Raw genomic sequence first — 21,901 nt, 5'->3', positions numbered from 1 at the left:
TGTCCTCCGCGCTGCCGGGCTCGTTCAGCGGGCGGTGAGCAGCACCCACACCTGCCCGGGCGCGAAGTTCAGCCGCTCCCCCGCCGCGTCGGTGAAGACCGTGTCGCCGTCCGCGGCCGTCCGCTGCCACCGGGCGTCGTGGCCGCGGCCGTCGCGCAGCACCAGCGCCGTACCCGAACCGACCGTCTCCGTGTACGGGGACACGCTGCCGGACCGGTCGCGGAACCGGGAGGGGCGGACCTCGGTGTACTGCACGACCACCGTCGCGGGCGTGAGCCGGCCGCCGTCCGTGGTCCCCGCGGCGGCGCCGTCCATGGCCACCAGCCAGCGCTTCCGCTCGGGCGACCAGGTGAAGGTGTACCGGGCGGAGGGGTAGCGCACGGTGTGCTCGGTCAGCGGGCGGCCGCCGCCGGGGGCGGCGCCGAAACGCATCCCGATGTCGGAGGATTCGCTCACGTCGCGGGCGGCGGCGAGGGCGCGGTCGGGGCGCAGATAGAGGTTGTGCGGAGCGGAGCGGTCGTCGGAGCGGACGAACGCGTCGGGCGCCTCGCCCTGCGGCAGCGCGGCGACCGGAGCCGCCTCGATCAGCGGCTTCAGCGCCGACTGGGCGCCCGAGTAGGCGAGTGCGGGCCGACCGAACTGCCGCAGCAGTTCGAGGTCGGACTCCCGCGCGCTGCGCACCGGGCCGATCCGCGGCGGCAGCCGGGAGGAGAAGACGGCCAGTATCCGGCTGAGGCCGGACTCGACCTGCTCGACGTAGACGATGTCGGCCGCCCCGAGCCCGGTGTGGGGGCGCGCCGGGCGGACGTTGTCGATCTTGACCGCGAGGACCGGCCCCTGGCGTGCGGGCAGCCCGGTGAAGTACGACGTGGCCTGCTCGGACGTGGGTGGGGTGGTCTCCCCCGGCCCGGGCGGCTCGGCGTCGGTGCACCCGTAGAGGGCGACGATCAGTGCCGCGGCGGTGAGCAGGGCGACCCGCGCGCTGCCGCGTCCGCGTCCGTCTGCCGTCTCCATTGGCCACGCTCCCCGTGCCATCAGTGGACCACGAAGGCCCCTGTTCCGACAGGTCCCGACCGCCGCGGCCCGTCTTGGTCGCCGCCTAGCCGGGCAGCAGCTGCTCCGTCCAGATCGTCTTGCCGGCGGCCGTGTACCTGCTCCCCCACCGGTGGGTGAGCTGGGCGATCAGGAACAGTCCGCGCCCGCCCTCGTCGGTCAGCCGTGCCCGGCGCAGATGCGGTTGCGTCTCGCTCGGGTCGGACACCTCGCACACCAGGCGCTGGTCCCTGATGAGCCGTACGCTCACCGGGCCGCCGGCGTAGCGGATGGCGTTGGTGAGCAGCTCGCTGACGATCAGTTCGGTGGTGAAGACCAGCTCGTCCAGCCCCCACCCCGCGAGCCGCTCCGCCACCCGCGCCCGTGCGTCGGCGACGATCCGCCCGTCCGCCGGGAACTCCCAGGCGACGACGGACCCTTCGGGGGACGTGGCCACCCGCGCCAGCAGCAGGGCGGCGTCGTCGTCGGGCGGCCGGGCCAGGAACGGGACCAGCATCTCCCGGCCGATCTCCGGTACCGCCGACGCGTCGCAGCCGCCCCGGCCGGCCCTGGTCCGCAGATGCTCGATGACCGGTCCGGTGCCGGTGCCGGGGGTCTCGGAGAGCGAACCCGCCGTGAAGGCCAGCAGATCACCGGGCCTGAGCGCGACGTCGACCGGTTCGAACGGGGCGCCCTCCAGCCCGAGCGCCGGCCCCGACGGCAGTTCGACCCGGCCCACCTCGCCCGACGCCCGGGCCAGCACGGGCCCGGTGTGTCCCGCGCCGGCCATCGACGCGCGTGCTGTGACCGGGTCGTAGACGGCGTACAAACAGCTCGCGCCGCGGACCGTGCCGTCGAAGTCGCCCTGCTGCTCGTCGTCGGCGAGCCGCACGACGAGGTCGTCCAGATGCGTCAGCAGTTCCTCCGGCGGCGGGTCCAGGTCGGCGAGGGTGCGCACGGCGGTACGCAGACTGCCCATGGCCGCGGCGGCGTTGAGTCCGTGTCCGCGTACGTTGCCGACGACGAACGCGACGCGGGTCGAGGACAGCGTGATGACGTCGAACCAGCTGCCGCCCGTGCCGGCGAGCGTCCGGCCGGGCACATAGATACCGGCGGTCTCCGCGGCCGTCACCTTGAGCACCGGGCGCGGCAGCAGGCTGCGCTGCAGGCTCTCCGCCGTGCGGCGTTCGCGGGTGTAGCGCCGCGCGTTGTCGATGGCGAGCGCCGCGCGGGAGCAGACGTCCTCCCCGACGGCCGCGTCACGCGTGTCGAACGGCGGCTGTTCCGGCGACCGCCACAGCGACACCGCGCCGAGGACATGGCCGCGGGCCTGCAGCGGCACGACCATGTACGAGGCCGCACCCGGCGCCAGCACCAGCCGGCGGCGCTCGGCGTCGCCGGCGATCCTCGGCCGCAGCTCGTCGATGTCGGGCACGATGACGGCCGAACCGCCGCGCAGCCGATCGCTCTCGTACCCCTTGACCCGGATGACGGCGCCCAGCGGGTACAGCTCGTTCGGCCAGTCCTCGCCGTCCTTGGCGACGGCGGAGACGCGGCGCAGCGGCGCGCCGGTGGCGAACTCGCCGGGCTCCTCACCGATCAGCACGGCTTCCGTGACGTCCACGCAGGCCAGGTCCGCGAAGGCGGGGACCAGCAGGTCGGCCAGCACCTGGGTGTTGCGGCCGACGTCCAGGGAGCGGCCCAGCGCGGACGCCGCGGTGCCGACGAGCGACGAACGCCGCCGGGCCCGTTCCTGCTCGGTCACGTCCGTGAAGGTGACGGCGACGCCGCGGACGACACCGTCCCGGCCGGCCATGCGCAGGGCGGAGAGCGAGATGGTGCGTTCACGTTCGGGGGCCTGCGCCAGCCGGGCCGGGGTGACGAAGTCGATCAGCGGTTCGCCGGTGGTCACGACGTGGCGCAGCTGCGCCTCGACGGACAACGCGTCCTCCGGCACGAGCACCTCGTCGAGCCGCCGGCCCGCCGAATCGGCCGGCGGCCGGGGATCGTTCGGCAGCGAGTTGCCCCTGATCATCCGCAGCTCGCCGTCGTGGACGGCGAGGCCGATGCCGGTCTGCGAGAACAGGGCCCTGAGCAGCGCGTCGTCCTCGTCCCGCCGGTCGGCCACGGCCGCCGGCAGCAGCCGCATCAGGAACCGCGCCGCCAGCGGGCCCTCCACGGGGAGCAGGTCGAGCTGCGTCAGGCGGGGGCCGTCGGCGCACTGTAAAGCCGTCCGCACCGAGCGCGGGCGGTGCGCGGGGGTGTGGTCCCGCAGCCGGGCCCAGACGCCGGGCGTCGCGAGCAGATCCTCGACGGTACGGCCCTGGAGGTCGGCGGCCGGCCGGCCGGTGACCTCGGCGGCGCCGCCGGTGCACGCGAGCACTGCGCCGTCGTGATCGATCACGAGCAGGGCGGAATCCTCCGGCCGCTCCGATCCCGTGTCCACGATGTGGCCGCTGGTGCTCACGCGTCGATCACTCCCAGATGGCGCTCCCGAACTCCGTGTCCGGTACCGCAGACGCGGCAGGCCTGTGGAAACCCCGAGCCTCCATTGAACGCCACACCCTGCGCCGCCGCCCGTCGACACCACGGCGGCCGGCCCCACCTCTCTCGCCCACCCGGCACGGACGGCGGTCGCCGGGCGGGGCGGGTGCGGAGGCGCCCGCGCATTCCGTCGAGCGGAGCAGGCCGGGCCGTTCCCGGATGGCGCAATGTCGCTTTGTGCCCATTAGATGTAACAAAGTGTGCGCGCTCAGGCGGCGCACGACGAACGACACGGTGTACGCCTACCCGGATGTTCCGCGAACGGAGCCCGCGCCATGACCACCGACCCCAGAACCCCTGCCACCTCCGACTACCAGGACGACCGGCCGCGGCCGCCCGACAGGAGCCCTGACGCCGGGTTCACCGCCCCGGCGTTCGGGACCCGCGCGGCGCCACCCGTGCCGCCGCTGCCCCCGCACCCGCCGGCCTTCCCCGATTCCGCGGTGCTCTCCGCCGCCCCCGCCGGCCGGGCGAGCCTCGACCCCGTCCACCCCGCGCCCGAGCCGCCCGCCCCGGAGGCGGAGCCGTTCCCCGCCCGCGAGACCTCGGCGGGAACGGGTACGGGAACAGCCACGGGCGCCGACGCGAGCGGGCCGAAGACGGCGGGGCCGGACCCCGCGCAGCGGCCCACCCCCGTCCGCACCCCGGCCGAGAAGCCGCGCGCCCCGCACGACGGCAACGGCACCGAGGCAGACACGCAGTCGCAGTCGCAGACGCAGTCGCCAGAGCCGGAGACCGGTGCGGCGTACGGGGCCAAGGACCCGACGCCTGTCCGCGACGCGATCGAGGATCCGCGCCCGCTCCGCCACGAGACGCCGGCGCCGGCGGACCCGGTGGACCCGTCCGCGCCGGACGCCGACCCGGTCCCCGCGGCCGGCCCCGCCCCGGAGACGGCGGCGAACGAGAGCGACCAGCCCATACACACGCTGCTGTGGACGGCCGCGACCGAACGCCCGGTGGCGGAGGTAGCCGCCCTGGTGAGCCGGCTCAAGCGGACCGGCGAGGTCGACAGCCCCGGTGACCTGGCCCTGCGCGCCGCGGCGGTCTCCCGCCCGCTCGAAGAGGTCCGGCAGCTGGTCGCCCTGCTCAACGAGTACCCGCACCCCCTCCACGAGGCCGATACGACACTGAAGGCCGCCGCCGTCGACAGGCCCGTCGAGGACGTCGTGCGGCTCGTGAACATGATCGGCGCCGACGCCGGCGACTGGCGTACGGCGGCGGACGAGGCCGCCGCCGAGGAGCCCCGGCCCTCGGCCGGCGCCGACGCGGCGGAAACCCGGGCCGCCGCCCCCGCCGACGCGCCGAAGAAGAAGTCGGCGTGGCCCAAGGCGGCGCTGAACGGCGCCCTGGCCGCGGGCCCGGACGGCCACAGCGTCTCCCCCGCCCTGCGCTCCGCACTCCGCTGGCCCGCGGCGCTCGCCCTCTTCGCGTGCGGCGTCGTCCATCTGCCCACCGACGTCGCCGGCCTGCGTTCCGGCGGCTACGCCGAGACGCTTTCGGTGGCCGTCATGGTGCTGTGCCTGGTCGTCGCCGTCTGGCTGGCCGTACGGGACACCGAGCTGGTCTGGGCGGCCGCCGCCGGGCTGGCGGTCGGCGTCATCGCCCTGCACACGCTGGCGGGCGTGGGCACCATGAACCTGATGCAAAGCAGCCTGGGCGACTCCTTCGGCTGGGCCAGAGCGGCCGCCGTACTGTGCGCCGGGGCGACGGCGTCGCTCGCCGGGTCCGTCCTGCTACGACGCAGACAGCCCGCCCCCGGTGCGACGCGCAACACCTGAGCCCACCCGGTCCACCGTGCCCGCCGCGCACGGTGACCGCCCCCGGGCCTTCCGCGACGGCCTCCGCCGCCCGTACGGAAGGCCCACGGCGCGCCGTCGGCGCCTCGGGCCGCGTCAGTTCCCGGGGCCGGTCTTCTCCTCGGTCGCCGGCTCCCCGACCTCCTCGTCCCGTTCGCCTTCCGCCTGCGACGGGGTCGTCCGCGCGTAGTTCGGGCCGAGTTCGTCCTCGGGACGTTCGCCCTCGGCCTGTGAGGGCGTCTGCTCGCTCATGGGACCACTCCTCACCGTCTCAGCCGGCTGCCGCCTTACGGGGTGCCGAACCCGTGACAGCGGGAACCCGGTCGGCACGCAGTGGCGGGTTCCCACACCCGCGGACGCCAATCATGAGCGGCGGGCGGACCGCCGGCACTGCGCTGAGGTGCGCCGGGTGTGCGGGCCGCCGATGATGGCACCCGGTCCGAACACAGGCGCAGCACCGGAGAAAGGGCGGTGGCAGACCGTGGATCCCCTGACCGACTTCCAAGACCCGGCGGCCGGACACGCCGCCGCGCGAACCGCCGAGGAGACGGCTCGCGCCGCGCTGGCCGGCGAGGGCGTACATCTGATGCCCTCGGCCGACGTCCTGGCCTGCACCGGGACCGACGAGGCCGACTGGGCCCGCTTCGCGGCCCACTGGGACGACCTGTCACAGGACGAGTACGCGGCACGGCGCGGCACCCGCAGACTGCGGCGCTACGGTCATTTCTCCTTCGTGCCCGCGACCGGCGAGCTGCGGCTCCTGCCGCACACCGTGTTCGTCCAGCCCGACAACACCAATCCGCTGTACGAGACGGTGGACCGTCACTTCGACCCGCTGACCGGCGCCTTCGTCGCCGACCCGGTGCTGCGGTCGGTCCTCGGCGTACTGGGCCGGACAGCCGGCGCGCTGGACAGCGCAGAGCGGTGGAGCGTCAAGGTGCATCCCTTCCGGGTCCTCGCCACGGCGGACGGCGGCGGGGAGCCCACTCCGGAGGGCCGGCACCGGGACGGCGTCACGCTGGTGTCGTCGCTGCTGATCGGCCGCGACAACGCCACCGGCGGGGAGAGCACCGTCTACAGCCCCGAGGGCGAGGAGGTGCTGTCGGTGACGCTGGACGAACCGGCGAGCCTGCTGCTCTCCGACGACCGGGCCACCCTGCACGGCGTGTCGCCCATCAGGCCGGTCGACGCCGGTGCCCCGGCCCGTCGCGACGTGCTGGTGACCACCCTCACGCCGGACTGACGCCGCCCGTTCCGGCGGTGGCGGCGAGCAGGTCGTCGACGACGTCGGTCAGGCGTGAGCGGCGCGCCCACGACGCCCGCTGCCGCTGGGCCCCGCAGCCGTGCCGGTCCAGCCGCCGCAGGAGGGCGGCGGTCTCCTCGAGGTCGCCGCACTCCTCCAGCTGCGGCCGTACGTGGTCGACCAGCCGCCGCGCCTGTTCGGCGAACGGCACGACGCTCCCGGTGAGGGCGTCCGGGCCGCTGCCCGGCCAGCCGTCGCGCGCCGCGCGCCAGTAGGCGGCGCGCAGCAGCTCACCGCAGACGGCCTCGCCGTTGTCGCCGTTCCGCACCCGCTCGGCGGAGCGCACGACCAGGGCCCTGACGAGGGCGGTCAGGGCGGCGGTTTCGGCGGCGTCCGCCGGGACGTCCATGACGCGGACCTCCAGCGTCGGCACCCGCGGGTTGGGCCGTACGTCCCAGAACGGGAGCCTGGCGTCGAGCATCGCCCCGGACTCCTGGAGTGCCGCCGTCAGCCGCTCGTAGTGGGCGAGGGAGTCGACGTACGGCGGGGCGCTCAGCGCGGGGAAGCGGCCGCGGACGACGGTCCGCCAGCTCGCGTAGCCGGTGTCGCGGCCCTCGAAGAACGGCGAGTTGGCGCTCATGGCCACCAGCAGCGGCAGCCAGGGGCGCAGATGGTTCGCGGTCAGCACGGCCACTTCGCGGTCCGGCACATGCACATGGACATGGGCGGAGCAGACGGTGAAGTCGTCGAGCATGCTGCCGAACTGCCGTACGCCCGCGTGGTAGCGGGGATGGTCGCCGAGCACTCGGGCTCCCGGGCCACCGAGGACGGGCGTGCCCGAGGCGCACAGGGCGACGCCGTCCGGACCGCAGGCGTCGCGGGCGGCCGCCCGTACGGCGGTGAGCTGCCGCAGCAGCGCGGCGGTGTCGTCGCACGGCGGGGTCCGCACCTCGAGCTGGCCCTCGTGGAACTCGCCGGCGACCAGGTCCCCGACGGTTTCACGGGCGCGGGCCACGACGCGGCCGCCGGCCGGCTCGACGGCCCGGCTGTCGGTCCGGACGAGGAAGAACTCCTCCTCCACTCCGATGGTGACGCTCATGCCCCCGCGGTCCCTGCGGCCGGCCCGGGACGCGAGCGGGGCGTGCGACGACGCGGTGTCACCTCTCGCCGGCCGTGCTGTCGTCCGTCGCACCGGAACGGTCACCGCGGTGCCGGGTCCCGGGCAGGAACTCCTGCACTTTGGCCTTGAAGCCCTGCTTGAGCACCGACGCGCGGTCGCTGTCGCCCTGGACGATCGCGGCCGCGGCGGCCTGGATCTGGTCGAGCGAGGCGTGCGGCGGGATCGGCGGGACGGCCGGGTCGGTGCGGAAGTCGATGACGAAGGGCCGGTCGGCGGCGAGCGCCTGCTTCCAGGCGGCCTCGACGTGCTTGGGCTTCTCGACCCGTACACCCCCCAGGCCGATCCGCTCGGCGATGTCGGCGTACGGCAGGTCGGGGATGTGCTGGGACTCCTCGAACTGCGGGGCGCCGGACATGGCGCGCATCTCCCAGGTGACCTGGTTGAGGTCGCCGTTGTTGAGCACGGCCACGATCAGCCGGGGGTCGGACCACTCGTGCCGGTACTTCACCGCGGTGACCAGCTCCATCATGCCGTTCATCTGCATGGCTCCGTCGCCGACGATGGCGATCGCGGGCCGGTCGGGGTGCGCGAACTTGGCCCCGATGGCGTACGGGACGCCGGGGCCCATGGTGGCGAGCGTCCCGGAGAGGGAGCCGCGCATCCGGCCGCGCATCCGCAGGTGGCGGGCGTACCAGTTGGCGGCCGAGCCGGAGTCGGCGGTGATGATGGCGTCGTCGGGGAGCATGCCGTCGAGGGCGTGGACGACGTACTCGGGGTTGATCGGGTCGGCGTCGACGGCGGCCCTGCGCTGCATGACCTCCCACCAGCGGTCGACGCTCTGCTCGATCCCGTCCCGCCAGGTGCGGCTCTCCTTGCGGTGCAGCCTCGGCAGGAGCCGCCGCAGGGTTTCGCGGGCGTCGCCGACGAGGTTCACCTCGAAGGGGTACCGCATGCCGATCATGTGCGGGTCGATGTCGATCTGCACGGCCCGCGCCTGGTCCAGTTCCGGCAGGAACTGGGTGTACGGGAAACTGGAGCCGATCACCAGCAGGGTGTCGCAGTCCCGCATCAGCTCGTACGAGGGCCGGGTGCCCAGGAGCCCGATCGCCCCGGTCACGTACGGCAGGTCGTCGGGCAGGACGTCCTTGCCGAGCAGCGCCTTGGCGACACCGGCGCCCAGCACGTCCGCGAGCCGTTCGACCTCGGTGCGCGCGGTGCGGGCGCCCTGGCCGACGAGGACGGCCACCTTCTCGCCGGCGTTGAGAACCTCGGCGGCGCGTTCCAGGTCCTCGTCGGCGGGCACCGGGGCGTAGCGTCCGATGCCCATGCTGGAGGGGACCATCTTGAAGGCGTGCTTGGGCGGGCTGTAGTCCAGTTCCTGCACGTCGGCGGGGATGATGACGGCGGTCACGGTCCGCCGGGCGTACGCGGTGCGCATTGCCCGGTCGATGAGGTTGGGCAGCTGCTCGGGGACGGTCGCCGTCTCGCAGAAGTCGGAGGCCACGTCCTTGAACAGGCTGTTCAGGTCGACCTCCTGCTGGTAGGAGCCGCCCATCGCGCTGCGGTTGGTCTGCCCGACGATCGCGACGACCGGTACGTGGTCGAGCTTCGCGTCGTAGAGCCCGTTGAGCAGATGGATGGCGCCCGGCCCGGAGGTGGCGGCGCAGACCCCGACCTTGCCGGAGAACTTGGCGTAGCCGACGGCCTGGAAGGCCGACATCTCCTCGTGGCGCGACTGGACGAACTTCGGGTGGTTGTCCGCCCGGCCCCAGGCCGCGAGCAGACCGTTGATGCCGTCCCCCGCGTAGGAGAAGACATGGGTCACGTCCCAGTCCCGCAGCCGCTGGAGGACGTAGTCGGATACTTTCGCCTCGGCCATCGGTGTTCCGCTCCTCCGTGCTGTGCGCTCAGTTGTCCCGGCTTGTCCTGGGTAACCGTGCGGGCGGCGGCGGAAACCTGGGGGTGTCACCCGGTCGGCCCGGCGCACAGGGTGCGGGCGGCCCGAAGGGGTACGGCTCGGCACATGAAGGCACTGGTGATCAACTGCACGCTGAAGACGTCCCCGGACCCCTCCAACACCCATGCGCCGGCGACCGTCGTCGCCGGACAACTCGAGCAGTACGGGGCGGAGGTGGAAATCATCCGGGCGGTGGACCTGGACATCAGGCCGGGCGTGGTGAGCGAGGCCGTCGGCCCCGGCGACCAGTGGCCTCAGGTCCACGAGAAGCTGCTGGCGTCCCAGATCTTGTCATGGCCTCGCCCACCTGGCTGGGCCGCCCCTCGTCCGTCGCCCAGCGGGTGCTGGAGCGGATGGACGCCATGCTCTCCGAGACGGACGACGACGGCCGCCCCGTCGCCTACAACCGGGTCGCGGGCGTGGTCGTGACCGGCAACGAGGACGGCGCGCATCATGTGATCAGCGAGATCTCCGGGGCCCTGGGCGACATCGGCTACACCGTCCCGGGTCAGTCGTGGACGTACTGGCACCTGGGACCGGGACCGGACTATCTCGACGACGAGCGGGGACGCGACTGGTCGCACAAGACGGGCCGGGCGATGGCGGCCAACCTGTTCGGCGCCGCGAAGGCACTTGCGGCGAATCCGCTGGGGGCCCCGCCCGGGTGAACGGCCGCGGGGCCGTGGCCCTTCGGATCTGTGCCGGGGCGGCCCGCCGCCTCACCCGCGCGGCGGAGCGGGATCGACCCGGAGGCCGATGCCACGCCGGTCGCGGCGGGGGAGACTTCGTCGTGGATCACGACGAGCCGGGCCGCGCGCACTGCGGCCCCCGGCCGTCACCGAACAGGTGGAGGCACGCATGAAGCTCCGGAGCACCGCACACACGTCCCGGCCGTGGCGGATCCACGAGATCGCACCGGACTTCCGCCTGTACGACGTGTGGGCGCTGCCGACCCCGGGAGGACCCGACGACTTCCCGCGGCTGGTGCGGCAGGCGGCCGGCGGCGACACGGCGAACAACCCGTCCCGGGTCGCCCGCGCGCTGTTCGCCGTCCGGTGGCGGCTCGGGGAGCTGTTCGGCTGGGACCGTCCGGGCTCGGGTCTCGGCTCCCGGGTGCCGACGCTGCGTGACCGGCTGCCGGCCGATCTGCGGGACGGGCCGTCCGGTCCGGAATTCGAGCGGCTGCCGTTCACCCCGCTCTATCTGGCAGCGGACGAATGGGCGGCCGAGATGGCCAACCGGACGATGCACGGTGTGATGCATCTGAGCTGGGTCCCGGACGGCAAGGGGGGTCACCGGGGACAGATGGCCGTCCTGGTGAAGCCGAACGGCCGTTGGGGACGGGCCTACATGGCCGCGATCGCCCCGTTCCGGCACGTGCTCGTGTATCCGCCGCTGATGCGGGGCATCGAGCAGAGCTGGAAGGCGACGCCCGCCCCCTGAGGCCGGGCCGGCCGGCGCGTCATCCGCCGTCGGCCGACAGCCGGTCCGCCGCCGCGCCCGCCTTGTCCGCGCGGCGGCGGGCGTCGCGGGCCGTCCGCTCCGCCCGGCGGACCCGGTCCCGGGCCTCGCGCAACGCGCTCTCGGTCCGCCGCTGCCGGTCCTGAGCCTCCTCGAGCGCACTGGCGAGCGAGGCCGCCCGCTCCCGCGCTTCCTCGAAGGCGGCCTGCTCCCGCTCCAGCGCCGCCGTGGCCTCTTCGCGTGCCTGCTCGCTCTCGCGGGCCTGTTCCTCGGCTGCCCGGGCGTCCTGCCTGGCGCGGTCGAGCTTCTCGCGACGTCGGCGGTCGGCAGGGTCCGCACGATCCGTGGTCTCCGTGGTCTCCGTGGTCTCCGTGGTCTCCGTGGTCTCCGTGGTCTCCGTGGTCGCCTTGCTCTCCGCGCGGGTGCGCCGCGCGGCCGGCTCGGGTCCGGCGTCGGCACCCGCCTCCAGGCCGGTGAAGCCGACGGGGGCGCTCAGCGGCTTGTCGAGGTGACCGGCCGCCCACTGCCGCGCGGCGTCCGGGTCGGCGAGCACCGCGTGCAGGGTGGCCTCGATCTCGTGGACCGCGGACTCCCCCACGGGCTGTCCCGCCTCCGCCGCCAGCCGCCGGGCCTCCCGGGCCAGCGCGCCGACCAGGAGGTGCTGCTGTCTGCCGAGCTCGCGCAGCTGCTCGCCGTCGAGGTTCCGGTGGGCGTCGCGCAGGCCCTCGCCGAGGCTGATCAGCGGCCGGATCCGCTCGGGCTCCCGGCGGACCAGCAGATTGCCGGCCCAGGCGGACAGGGTGGGCCGGCGCAGGGCCCGGATCCGGTCGGCCAGTTCGCGGTCACCGGCCCGGCGGGCCTCGGCCGCGCGGGCGTCGCGGGCCGCGGTGAACTCCTGGGGGCGCAGCGCGTACAGCTCGTCGAGGGTGCTTTCCAGATCCACCGGGCTCCTTACGGTCCCTCCCCCGCCGGACACCGTGCCGCTTCCCAGGGTCGCACCGGGCACCGGCCGTGTCAGGCCGGGTCAGCCGGCGCCGTGCGTGAACCGTCGGTCCCCCGCCCCCTCGTGCGGGGGACCGACGGAGCCGCGCCACCCGGCCGCGCCTTCAGGGGCGCCGGGTGAGCCGTGCCGGGAACGGGCCGGTCCGTCAGACGACGGAGCAGGCCGTCCCGTTGAGCGTGAACCGGTCCGGCTCGGCGAAGGCGCCGGTGTACGTCCCCTGGAAGCCGAAGGACTGGGTGCCACCGGCCTGGATGCGCCCGTTGAAGCCCGCGTCGCGTGCCGTCACCGTGCCGGTGGCCGGTGCGACCGTGGCGTTCCACGCGTTGGTGACGCGCTGGCCCGTAGGCAGGGTGAAGGCCACGTTCCAGCCGTCCACGGGTGCGGTGCCGGCGTTCCTGATGGTCACCTCTGCCGTGAAGCCGCCGGGCCACGACTGGGTGGCGTAGCCGACCTGGCAGGTGCCCGCCGGCTCGCCGGGAGGCTCCTCCCCGCCGCCACCGCCGCCACCGCCGTCCGCGCTGATCGTCGACGAGAAGGACCCGACCGACAGACCCGCGCCGCCCTGCCAGGGCTCGAAGCCGGCCTGGACGCTCGTGAGATACCAGTCGGGGGCGGCCATGCCCCGGCTGACGGTCTGGTCGATGAAGTCCATGACGTCGAAGGACCAGCTGCTGACGGCGGACGGAGCCACGAAGGAGATCACGTCGTTGCCGCCGTTGTTGCCCGTCCACACCTCCCACTGACGGTCGCCGACGGTCGCGGAGCCGGTCCGCGAACCGATGGGCTGGATGGGGCCGACCCGGTTGAACCAGATCATGATCTCGGTGCGGTTGACGCCGTCGGTCCTGGGCTGGGGGTCGAGCCAGATGTCGAACGAGGCGTTGTAGACCGCGTTGTCGACGTAGCCGTACGTGACGCTGGTGGGCGCGGACCCGATGGTGCTGAGCTGCTTCGGCAGCTGGGTGCCGGGCGAGCACTGGGTGTAGTGGCAGCCGTTGAAGACCGAGGGATAGGACTTCGGCGCCCCGTTCGTGGGCACCGAACCGTCGGCCCGGGTGAGGGTGAAGCCGGTGCCGGTCACGTCGAGGCACTGGGTGGCGCTGGTGCCCCAGCGGTTGTTCTGGACCATGTACCGGTCCTGGATCGTCGTGGTGCCGTACTGGTCGCAGATCTCCGCGGCGGCCTGCGCGGCGGGCGCGGCCGACAGCAGTGCGGCCGGTGCTCCCAGCAGGAGCAGCAGGGCCGTCGTCAAGGCGCGTAAGCGGTGTCGCATGGTGTTCCTTCAGCAGTGGGGAAAATGCCGTGGGAGCGCTCCCATTCGCTGCTGGACTGTAGGAGTCTTTCGAACTCCTGACAAGACGCACGGCTCCGATTCATCGCTTCCGTTCAAGGCTTGACGCAGCGGCGGACGCGACGAGTGCCGCCGCCGCGTCGTGTCCGGCCCGGCCGCGCACCGGTGCGCACCGGCCCGTGCCATGATCGCCGTCATGCCTTCCGCTTCCGGGGCCGCCGTCCGGCCCGCCGCCCTCACGACGCGCCGGCTGGCGCTGCGTCCCGTCGCCGCCGCGGACGTACCGGAGATCGCGCGCCTGTGGACCGACCTCGAGGTCCGGCGGCACCTCGGCGGGCCGGTCGCCGGCAGCGTCGTACGCATCCGGGAGAAGAGGTGCGTCGGCGCCCCGGGAGTCTTCGCCGTGGCGCGGCGGGCGGACGGCGCCGTCGTCGGCCTGGTGACGGTGGAGCTCGGGGCCAGGGACGGCCGGACCGAGGTGTCGTACCAGCTGCTTCCCGAGCACTGGGGCCGGGGCTACGGCCGCGAGGCCGTGGCCGCCGCGGTGGCCTGGGCGCGGGGCGACGCGCCGTCGGGCGCGCCCGGGGTGGTCGCCCTGACCCAGCAGGCGAACCTGCGGTCGCGACGGCTCCTCGAGGCCCTCGGGGCCACGGTGGAGGACTCGTTAGTCGAGTGGGACGAGCCCCAGGTCCTCTACGCCTTCCCGGCGCCGCCCGCGTAGACGCGGGTCACGCGCGGTCGGCGGCCTCGTACAGAGCGGCGACGTCGATCTTCCCCATGGAGAGCATGGCGGACATCACGCGCTGCGACCGTTCCTCGTCCTCGCCCTCCAGCAGCTCCCCCAGCGCCGCGGGCACGACCTGCCAGGACAGGCCGTACTTGTCCTTCAGCCAGCCGCAGGGGCCTTCCTGCCCGCCCTCGCCGAGCTTCTTCCAGTAGTAGTCGACCTCCTCCTGGTCGGCGCAGTTGATCAGCAGGGAGATCGCCTCGTCGAAGGTGAACTCCGGGCCCCCGTTGATCGCGGTGTATTCCTGGCCGTCGAGCTCGAAGTCGACGGTCAGCACGGTGCCGGCGGGCCTGGGGCCGGCCGAGCCGTAGTACGAGACGTGCTTGATCCGCGAATTCGGGAACACGGAGACGTAGAACTCGGCGGCTTCCCTGCCCTGGGTGTCGAACCACAGGTTGGGCGTGATGCGCGGCATGGCGGCCTCCTGGTGTGTCGGTGCGGGCCTGTACCCACTGTCTCCCTGTGACCGCCGCGCCGCCCGGAATTCATCGCTCGCGTGCCTGCGGGACCGGGCGCAGGATAGGACCGATGACCGGATCCGTGATCCTGATCGGTGAGAGCCCGGAGGACCCGTACGCACACGGTCGAGCCGCCTCCGTGGTGCTGGACCGCCACGGCCGGGTGACCGGCTGGAGCGACCGCGCCCGCGCACTGGTCGGCTGGTCGGCCGCGGAGGTGCTCGGGCGCCGCGCGGTGGAGGTGCTGGTGGACCCCGCCGACGTGGACCTCGTGCTGGAGGCGACGGCGGCCTGCGTCCGGCGGCGGGGCTGGTTCGGGGTCGTGCCCGTGCGTGCGCGTGACGGGCGCAGGTTGGGCTTCGGCGTCCGGGCCCGCCGGGTGACGCGGATGGAGGGAGGTCGCGAGTGGTTTCTCGTGGCCGCGCCGGCGGAGGAGGTGGTGCAGTGGGAGATCGACCGGTCGGTGATGGACGGGCTGTTCCGCAGATCGCCGGTCGGACTGGCGGTGCTCGACCCCGATATGAACATCCTGCGGGTCAACCGGGCGATCGCCCACATCGGCGGCGTCACCCCGGAGGAGACGCGCGGCCACCGCATCGGCGACTTTCTCGTCCCGGCGGACGCGGAGATGGTGGAGGCGGGGCTGCGCGAGGTGCTGCGCACCGGCACACCGATGATCTTCACCGAGCAGCCGTGCCGGATGGCGGCCGATCCGGGCAGGGAGCGGTTCGTCTCCATGTCCGGGTTCCGCATCGAGGACGCGGGCGGCCGGGTGCTGGGGGTGACGCAGCTGGTCGAGGACGTCACGGACGGCCATCGGGCCCGGCGCCGGCTGGCGCTGCTCACCGAGGCGGGCGCCACCATAGGGACCACCCTGGACGTCCGGCGGACGGCGCAGGAGCTGGTACGGGCCGCAGTGCCGGGGCTCGCCGACTGCGCCTGCGTGGACCTGCTGGAAGCGATCAGCCGCGGCGAGGAACCGGTCGCGGACGGGGGCGGCGGACCGGTCCGCAGGACGGCGTACACGACCGTCACGCCGGAGACGGAGGCTCTGCTGTTCCCGGTGGGCACGGTCAATTCGTTCCCCGAGGGGTCGCCGCAGGCGCGGTGCCTGGCGACCGGGCGTCCGGTGCTGGAGCCGTTCATCGACATCACGGACCTCGTCACCGCCCGGGGGCCCGGGGTCCGGGAGGCGGCCCTGGCCGTGCACTCGCTGATGGTGGTGCCGCTGACTGCGCGCGGGCTGGTCCTCGGGTTCGTGAGCCTGTGGCGCTCGCGGCTTCCGGAGCCGTTCGAGGAGGACGACCTCACCCTGGCCGGCGAGCTGGCGGCGCGGGCGGCGGTCTCCCTGGACAACGCGCGCCGCTTCACCCAGCAGCACCGGGCGGCGCTGACGCTGCAGCGGCGGCTGCTGCCGCGTGACCTGCCCGCGCACCCGGCGGTCGTCGTCGCCCACCGGTACATGCCGGCCGGCGGTGCGACGGGGGTCGGCGGGGACTGGTTCGACGTCATTCCGCTCTCCGGCGCCCGGGTGGCCCTCGTCGTCGGCGACGTCGTCGGGCACGGCATCAACGCCGCGGCGACCATGGGCCGGCTGCGCACCGCCGTGCACACGCTGGCCGACCTCGACCTGGAGCCCGACGAGGTGCTGTCGCATCTCGACGACCTGGTGACCCGGCTGGCCGGGGAGCAGGAGCACGACGTCGAGGGCGGTCCCGGCGAGCAGGTGGTGGGCGCGACGTGTCTGTACGCCGTGTACGACCCGGTGACCCGGCTGTGCTCCGTCGCCCGGGCCGGGCACCCGCCGCCCGCCGTGGTGACGCCGGAGGGAGAGGTGAGCCTGCCGGACCTGCCCGCCGGGCCGCCGCTGGGGCTGGGCGGGCTGCCCTTCGAGGCGGCGGAACTGACACTGGCGGAAGGCAGCGTGCTCGCGCTCTACACCAACGGGCTGCTGGAGTACGCCCCGCTGGACATGGACGCCGCTCTCGCGAAACTGTGCTCGACGCTGAGCGGTACCGGCCGGCCGGTGGAGGAGATGGCCCAGGCGGTGGTCGACGAACTGCTGCCCGCGCGGCCCAGCGACGACGTCGCCCTGCTGCTGGCCCAGACGCTCACCCTGGCGCCGGAGATGGTCGCGACCTGGGAGCTGCCCGCCGAGCCGACGGCGCCGTCGCGGGCCCGCCGGCTCACCGCGGACCAGCTGGCGGCGTGGGGGCTGGCGGACATGGCGTTCGCCACGGAGCTGATCGTCAGCGAACTGGTCACCAACGCCTACCGGTACGCGGGCGGGCCCGTGATGCTGCGGCTGATCAACCATCAGCGGCTCATCTGCGAGGTGTCCGACCCGAGCAGCACCTCGCCGCATCTGCGCCGGGCCCGCAGCACCGACGAGGGCGGGCGGGGTCTGCTGCTGGTCGCGCAGCTCACGGCGCGGTGGGGCACGCGGCACTCACGCGCCGGCAAGACCGTCTGGACGGAGCAGACGCTGCCTCCGCCGACCGGTGGACCCGGTGGCATCGAGAAGCTTCTCCAGCCTCCCTCCGGGCCGGTTCCGCCCGGTTCGCCGAACGGAACCTGACGCCGCGACTTTGGTCTGGACCTGCCTATTGCCGGGGCTCTTCCGGCGCGCCAAGCTCCAGGCATGGAACTGGAGTTGCGGCACCTGAGAACGATCCGGGCCATCGCCGACGCCGGAAGTCTCACCAAGGCGGCCACCTCGCTGGGGCTCGCCCAGCCGGCGCTCAGCGCGCAGTTGAAGAGGATCGAGCGCTCGCTCGGCGGGACGCTCTTCGAGCGCGGACGCAGCGGGGTGCGGGCCACCGCGCTCGGTGAACTGGTGCTGGACCGCGCCCGGGTCGTGCTGCCCGCGGTGCACGAACTGCAGGAGGAGGCCGTGCGGTTCGCCCGGACGGGCGCCGGGTGCGGCCCGGGGAGCGCGTTCCGGCTCGGCGGCACCCACGGCCCGCTCCTGGGCGGGCTCGTCGACCGGCTCGCCACCGCGGAACCGGGGGTCGCGGTGGTCACCCACACGTCGTGGTCCGAGCGCGAGATCGCCGCCTCGGCCGCCGAGGGCCGGCTGGACTACGCCCTGATCGGCGCGTGCGGGGAGAGCGCGCCGCCGGAATCGGGGCGGCTCGCGTGGGCGGAGGTGGCCCGCGACCCGGTCTTCGTGATGCTGGCCGCGGACCATCCGCTCGCCGCCCGGCCCGAGATCGAGCTGGCCGAACTGGCGGCGGAGGCGTGGACGGACGTACCGGGCGACGGCTGCTTCGCCGACTGCTTCGCCGCCGCCTGCGTCCGGGCGGGCTTCACCCCGGCGTGCGTGTACGAGGCGGACACCGCCTCCTGTGTCCATCTGGTCCAGGTGGGCCGGGCGGTGGGTCTGTGCCGCGCCACGTTCCCCGAGACCCCCGGCATGGTGACGCGTCCGCTCAGCGGCGCGCCGCTGGTCTGGCGCCATCTGCTCGGCTGGCATCCGGAGGCGCCGGCGGCGCTGCGGGCCCCCGACGTCGTCGGCCATGTGCGGGCCGCGCACGCCGACGCGGCGGCCCGCAGTTCCAGCTACGCGCGCTGGCTGGCCGACCGGAGCCCGGTCCTCCATAACGCCGTGGAGGGGGCCGACCGATAGCTGACGCACGGGGGTTGTTCTTCCCTACGGTTTCGGCACACCTCCCACCGAACCTAGGGGACTTCCATGCTCCACAGACACGCCAGGTCAGCGTGTGTCGGCGCCGTCGCCGCGGGCGCGCTGATCCTGACCGCCCTGCACGGTGCCGCCTCGGCACAGCAGACCGGACCGGAACCCGCGCGCACCGCGGCGGACACGCTCGCCGTGTCCGCCGCACAGCCGGAGCTGCTCCGGGCCATGCAGCGGGACCTCGGCCTCACCCGGGCCCAGGCGGAACGGCGGCTGGTGAACGAGGCCGAGGCGGGAGCCACCGCGGCCGGGCTCCGGCAGCGGCTCGGCGGTTCGTTCGCCGGGGCCTGGGTGGCGGGCGCCGACTCGGGCACGCTGACCGTCGCCACCACCAGCGCGGCGGACGCCGCCGCGATCAGGAGCGCCGGCGCCGACGCCGAGATCGCCTCCCACACGCTGGCCGAACTCGACCGTACGAAGGCGGCGCTCGACCGGGCCGCCGCGCGCAACTCCTCAAGAGACGTGCCGGTCTGGTACGTCGACGTCCGCACCAACTCCGTGGTGGTCCGGGCCGTGGAGACGTCCGCCGCCGAGGCCATGATCGGGGCGAGCGGCGCGGAGCGCGAACTGATACGGGTCGTGCCGACCCGTGAACAGCCGCGCCCGCTCTACGACATCCGCGGCGGCGACGCGTACTACATGGGCGGCGGCGGCCGTTGCTCCGTCGGCTTCGCGGTCACCCGGGGCGCCACCCAGGGCTTCGCCACCGCGGGGCACTGCGGCCGGGCCGGCACGGCCACCAGCGGCTACAACCAGGTGGCGCAGGGGACCTTCCAGGCGTCGACGTTCCCCGGCCGGGACACCGCCTGGGTGGCGACGAACGCCAACTGGACCTCGACCCCGTACGTCAAGGGGCAGAGCGGTCAGAACGTGCGGGTGACCGGCTCGGTGCAGCAGCCGGTCGGCGCGTCGATCTGCCGCTCCGGGTCCACCACAGGCTGGCACTGCGGCACCATCTCGCAGCACAACACCAGCGTCACGTACCCGGAGGGGACCATCACCGGCGTGACCCGTACGACCGTGTGCGCCGAGCCCGGTGACTCCGGGGGCTCGTACATCTCCGGCAGCCAGGCGCAGGGCGTCACCTCCGGCGGCTCCGGCAACTGCCGGACCGGCGGCACCACGTATCACCAGCCCCTCAACCCGCTGCTCCAGGGATACGGGCTGACCCTGAAGACCACCACCGACGGTCCGGGCGAGCCGCCCGAGGAGCCCGGTGAGCCGGGTGGCACGTGGGCGGCCGGCACGGTCTACCAGACGGGCGCCCAGGTCACCTACGGCGGTGCGACCTACCGCTGTCTGCAGGGTCACCAGGCCCAGACCGGCTGGGAGCCGCCGGCCGTCCCGGCGCTCTGGCAGCGCCTCTGATCCGAACCGCCTCCCCGAGGGAGCGCGTGCCGTGGCCGGGGGGCCGCGGCACGCGCTTTTCCGCGTCCCGGCGCCGCTTCGCGGCGCCAGGACCCTTGCCGCGCCGACCACGGCACGCTTCACTGTCGATCACTCCACAGGAGATCCCGTTTCCCGCGACACCGAAGGGTTTCCCTTGACTGCCCTGCCCATACGTCTGACCGGCGTCGCCGCCGGCGCCTGCGCCCTGGTCCTCAGCGCGGCCGTGCCGTCGTCCGCGATCAACTCGTACAACGCGACGCCCGCGCCCGAGCGCACCGAGGTCGGCGCGCTCGTCGCCACCTGGGACAACGACGGCGACCCCGCCACCCCGGACCGGGTGGACTGGGTCTGCTCCGGAACGATGATCGACGCGGACACGTTCCTCACCGCCGCCCACTGCACCACCGACTGGCCGGAGAACGTCAGGTTCTACGTCTCCCTCGACCAGGACGTGCAGGCCGGCCTCGACGAGGCGGCCACCCGGCACCCCGGCGACCCGGCGGCCGTCGCCGCGGCCGTGGGCGTCCAGGGCGCCGCGCACAACCACCCCGAGTACCCGGGCCCCGCGGTGGACACCCGCGACATCTCCGTCGTGGAGCTGCCGGCCGCGCAGATGAAGGCCCGCTGGTCGTTCACCCCGGCCGCGCTGCCCGAGGCGGGGGCGCTCGACGCGCTCGGGCCGCAGGGACTGAAGGACACCCCGTTCACGGTCGCCGGGTACGGCACCCAGGAGGCCCAGCGGGGACCGGGCGGTCACACGCACCCCGGCGGCGGTGTCCGGATGAAGGCGCCCGTCGGCTTCGACGCCCTCAACAAGTCCTGGGTGCGCCTCGCCATGACGGCCCCTCAGGGCAACGGCGGCGCCTGCTACGGCGACTCCGGCGGCCCGAACTTCGCCGTGCTGGACGGCAGGCGCACCCTGGTGTCCACCACCATCACGGGCGATTCCCCCTGTTACGCCACCAATGTGACGTACCGTCTGGACTCCCCCGGCGCACGGGCGTTCCTCTCGCCCTTCACGAAGCTGCCCTGACGTCCGGCCCCCGGGCCGGACGACGGTGGGACCGTGGACGGCGGCTGATCACCAGTCGCCGTCCGCGACCGCCTTCCCCGGCTTCGGCACGTCGCCGAGCGGCACGATCTGCTCCGGGGCCGGCGGCTCCCACGGGGTGTGGTCGTCGCCGAGCCAGTCGCCGACGGGCCGCACACCCGTGAAGGGGCCGGCCGGCGCGAGGCCGGCGGCGCTCTCGTCGTAGTAGTCGTACCAGGGCAGCCCGGCGCGCGTGTAGGCCGCGCGGTCGACGGGCGACGGCGGCGCGTCCTCACCGGTGATGCGCCGCCACTCCGGTGGGGTCACCAGGTGCACGAAGACCCGGCCGGAGGGCTCCTCCGCCCAATCGCGCGGGCTCCGGTCGTCGCGGTAGACCTCCTGCCGCATGGAGCCGCCCACGCCGAGCCCCATGGACGCCGCCCGGACCCGCGGCGCTCCCCCGGGCGCCGGCGGTGGCGCGGCCCCGAAGGCCATCGGCGCGGCGGCCGGGGCGGCCACGGCGCGCTCGGCGCGGGCGCGCGCCTCCTCCCGCCAGGCGGCCAGCGCCGCGGGCGACAGTCCGTACGCCTGGAGCTGTACGCCGCCCCAGGTCTCCTCGCCGGTCACCTGCCCCTCGATGGTGGCGCCCGTCCCGAGCGGTACGGCGACGAACTGACGTACCGTCCCCCTGCCGGAGTTGATGCCGTCCAGCCACGGCTGGCGGGGCAGCACCACATAGTTCTGCGGGGTGCGGGTCAAGGTGGGGCGCCACGGCTCGCCGGACACGGCGCAGACCTTGCCGACGCCGACCTGGAGGGCGGCCGGCTCGCTGCTGCCCGCGAAGCTGAGCCACATCGCCTCGCGCAGATACACGGGCAGCATCACGCCGCCCCGCTCGCGCATCTGCGGCGGCACGGCGGAGAGGTGGTCCTCGACGCGCCGTACCGGGAACTCGCCGAGCCCCGGCGGCAGTTGGTGCGTCCCCGTTTCCGGCAGCCGCAGCGTCCTGATGAAGCGGACCCGCACTCCCGCGCCCAGCAGCAGGCTGTTTCCGTCGATCCGCACGGCACTCGCGGCCACGGTGAACTCCCCT

17 protein-coding genes and 1 pseudogene are annotated in these 21,901 nt (G+C 74.1%); 9 read left to right on the top strand and 9 right to left on the bottom strand.

Going from position 1 to position 21,901, the window contains the following annotated elements:
- Positions 1–24 precede the first annotated feature (24 nt).
- Together ACWD01_RS24625 and ACWD01_RS24620 are read right to left on the bottom strand one after the other, a co-directional pair.
- Positions 25–1,014: a DUF3048 domain-containing protein gene (locus tag ACWD01_RS24625; RefSeq protein WP_451164959.1), complete on the bottom strand. Its 990-nt coding sequence runs from the start codon at positions 1,012–1,014 to the stop codon at positions 25–27.
- A gap of 85 nt (positions 1,015–1,099) precedes the next feature.
- On the bottom strand, positions 1,100–3,499 hold the full coding sequence (locus ACWD01_RS24620; RefSeq protein ID WP_451164958.1) for a SpoIIE family protein phosphatase: 2,400 nt from the start codon (positions 3,497–3,499) through the stop codon (positions 1,100–1,102).
- Between the two features lie 352 nt (positions 3,500–3,851).
- Between ACWD01_RS24620 and ACWD01_RS24615 the strand changes: the two genes are divergently transcribed.
- Positions 3,852–5,354, top strand: a complete 1,503-nt coding sequence (locus ACWD01_RS24615) for a hypothetical protein (protein WP_451164957.1) — start codon at positions 3,852–3,854, stop codon at positions 5,352–5,354.
- 114 nt (positions 5,355–5,468) lie between these two features.
- Here the strand turns inward: ACWD01_RS24615 and ACWD01_RS24610 are convergent, their stop codons facing one another.
- Positions 5,469–5,624: a hypothetical protein gene (locus tag ACWD01_RS24610; protein WP_451164956.1), complete on the bottom strand. Its 156-nt coding sequence runs from the start codon at positions 5,622–5,624 to the stop codon at positions 5,469–5,471.
- Between the two features lie 229 nt (positions 5,625–5,853).
- Between ACWD01_RS24610 and ACWD01_RS24605 the strand changes: the two genes are divergently transcribed.
- Positions 5,854–6,615, top strand: coding sequence for a 2OG-Fe dioxygenase family protein (locus tag ACWD01_RS24605; RefSeq protein WP_451164955.1), 762 nt, complete (start codon positions 5,854–5,856; stop codon positions 6,613–6,615).
- Here ACWD01_RS24605 and ACWD01_RS24600 read toward each other — a convergent pair.
- Entirely contained in the window at positions 6,602–7,714 is a 1,113-nt protein-coding gene (locus ACWD01_RS24600) for a carboxylate-amine ligase (RefSeq protein ID WP_451164954.1), read from the bottom strand. The two genes, ACWD01_RS24605 and ACWD01_RS24600, sit on opposite strands and share 14 nt — an antisense overlap.
- 58 nt (positions 7,715–7,772) lie before the next feature.
- Entirely contained in the window at positions 7,773–9,614 is a 1,842-nt protein-coding gene (locus ACWD01_RS24595; RefSeq protein WP_451164953.1) for a thiamine pyrophosphate-requiring protein, read from the bottom strand.
- A 144-nt stretch (positions 9,615–9,758) separates the two neighbouring features.
- Here ACWD01_RS24595 and ACWD01_RS24590 point away from each other — a divergent pair.
- Together ACWD01_RS24590 and ACWD01_RS24585 are read left to right on the top strand one after the other, a co-directional pair.
- A pseudogene (locus tag ACWD01_RS24590) lies at positions 9,759–10,360 on the top strand (flavodoxin family protein).
- 190 nt (positions 10,361–10,550) lie between these two features.
- Positions 10,551–11,135 (top strand): DUF2867 domain-containing protein, encoded by a 585-nt coding sequence (locus ACWD01_RS24585; RefSeq protein ID WP_451164952.1) that lies wholly within the window; start codon positions 10,551–10,553, stop codon positions 11,133–11,135.
- A 19-nt stretch (positions 11,136–11,154) separates the two neighbouring features.
- Here the strand turns inward: ACWD01_RS24585 and ACWD01_RS24580 are convergent, their stop codons facing one another.
- Positions 11,155–12,096 carry a hypothetical protein gene (locus tag ACWD01_RS24580; RefSeq protein ID WP_451164951.1) on the bottom strand — a complete coding sequence of 314 codons (942 nt, stop codon included), beginning with the start codon at positions 12,094–12,096 and terminating at the stop codon, positions 11,155–11,157.
- Positions 12,097–12,301: 205 nt separating this feature from the next.
- Complete coding sequence (locus tag ACWD01_RS24575; RefSeq protein ID WP_451164950.1) at positions 12,302–13,429, bottom strand: GH12 family glycosyl hydrolase domain-containing protein; 1,128 nt, start codon at positions 13,427–13,429, stop codon at positions 12,302–12,304.
- Between the two features lie 214 nt (positions 13,430–13,643).
- On the opposite strand from ACWD01_RS24575, the gene ACWD01_RS24570 reads away from it, so the two are divergent.
- Entirely contained in the window at positions 13,644–14,168 is a 525-nt protein-coding gene (locus tag ACWD01_RS24570; RefSeq protein ID WP_451164949.1) for a GNAT family N-acetyltransferase, read from the top strand.
- Positions 14,169–14,175: 7 nt separating this feature from the next.
- Here the strand turns inward: ACWD01_RS24570 and ACWD01_RS24565 are convergent, their stop codons facing one another.
- Positions 14,176–14,649: a VOC family protein gene (locus tag ACWD01_RS24565; RefSeq protein ID WP_451164948.1), complete on the bottom strand. Its 474-nt coding sequence runs from the start codon at positions 14,647–14,649 to the stop codon at positions 14,176–14,178.
- Between the two features lie 113 nt (positions 14,650–14,762).
- Here ACWD01_RS24565 and ACWD01_RS24560 point away from each other — a divergent pair, with 113 nt between their 5' ends.
- The 4 genes from ACWD01_RS24560 (at position 14,763) to ACWD01_RS24545 (ending at position 20,811) form a co-directional block, all read left to right on the top strand.
- Positions 14,763–17,270 (top strand): SpoIIE family protein phosphatase, encoded by a 2,508-nt coding sequence (locus ACWD01_RS24560; protein WP_451164947.1) that lies wholly within the window; start codon positions 14,763–14,765, stop codon positions 17,268–17,270.
- A gap of 63 nt (positions 17,271–17,333) precedes the next feature.
- Positions 17,334–18,320: a LysR substrate-binding domain-containing protein gene (locus tag ACWD01_RS24555; protein ID WP_451164946.1), complete on the top strand. Its 987-nt coding sequence runs from the start codon at positions 17,334–17,336 to the stop codon at positions 18,318–18,320.
- 66 nt (positions 18,321–18,386) lie between these two features.
- Positions 18,387–19,757, top strand: coding sequence for an alpha-lytic protease prodomain-containing protein (locus ACWD01_RS24550; RefSeq protein WP_451164945.1), 1,371 nt, complete (start codon positions 18,387–18,389; stop codon positions 19,755–19,757).
- 175 nt (positions 19,758–19,932) lie between these two features.
- Positions 19,933–20,811: a trypsin-like serine protease gene (locus ACWD01_RS24545; protein WP_451164944.1), complete on the top strand. Its 879-nt coding sequence runs from the start codon at positions 19,933–19,935 to the stop codon at positions 20,809–20,811.
- Positions 20,812–20,859: 48 nt separating this feature from the next.
- On the opposite strand, the gene ACWD01_RS24540 is transcribed toward ACWD01_RS24545, so the two are convergent.
- Positions 20,860–21,888 carry a hypothetical protein gene (locus tag ACWD01_RS24540; protein ID WP_451164943.1) on the bottom strand — a complete coding sequence of 343 codons (1,029 nt, stop codon included), beginning with the start codon at positions 21,886–21,888 and terminating at the stop codon, positions 20,860–20,862.
- Positions 21,889–21,901: the final 13 nt, after the last annotated feature.

Source organism: Streptomyces sp. NPDC002835 (assembly GCF_053591995.1).
This window is presented reverse-complemented; position numbering and strand designations above follow the sequence as displayed.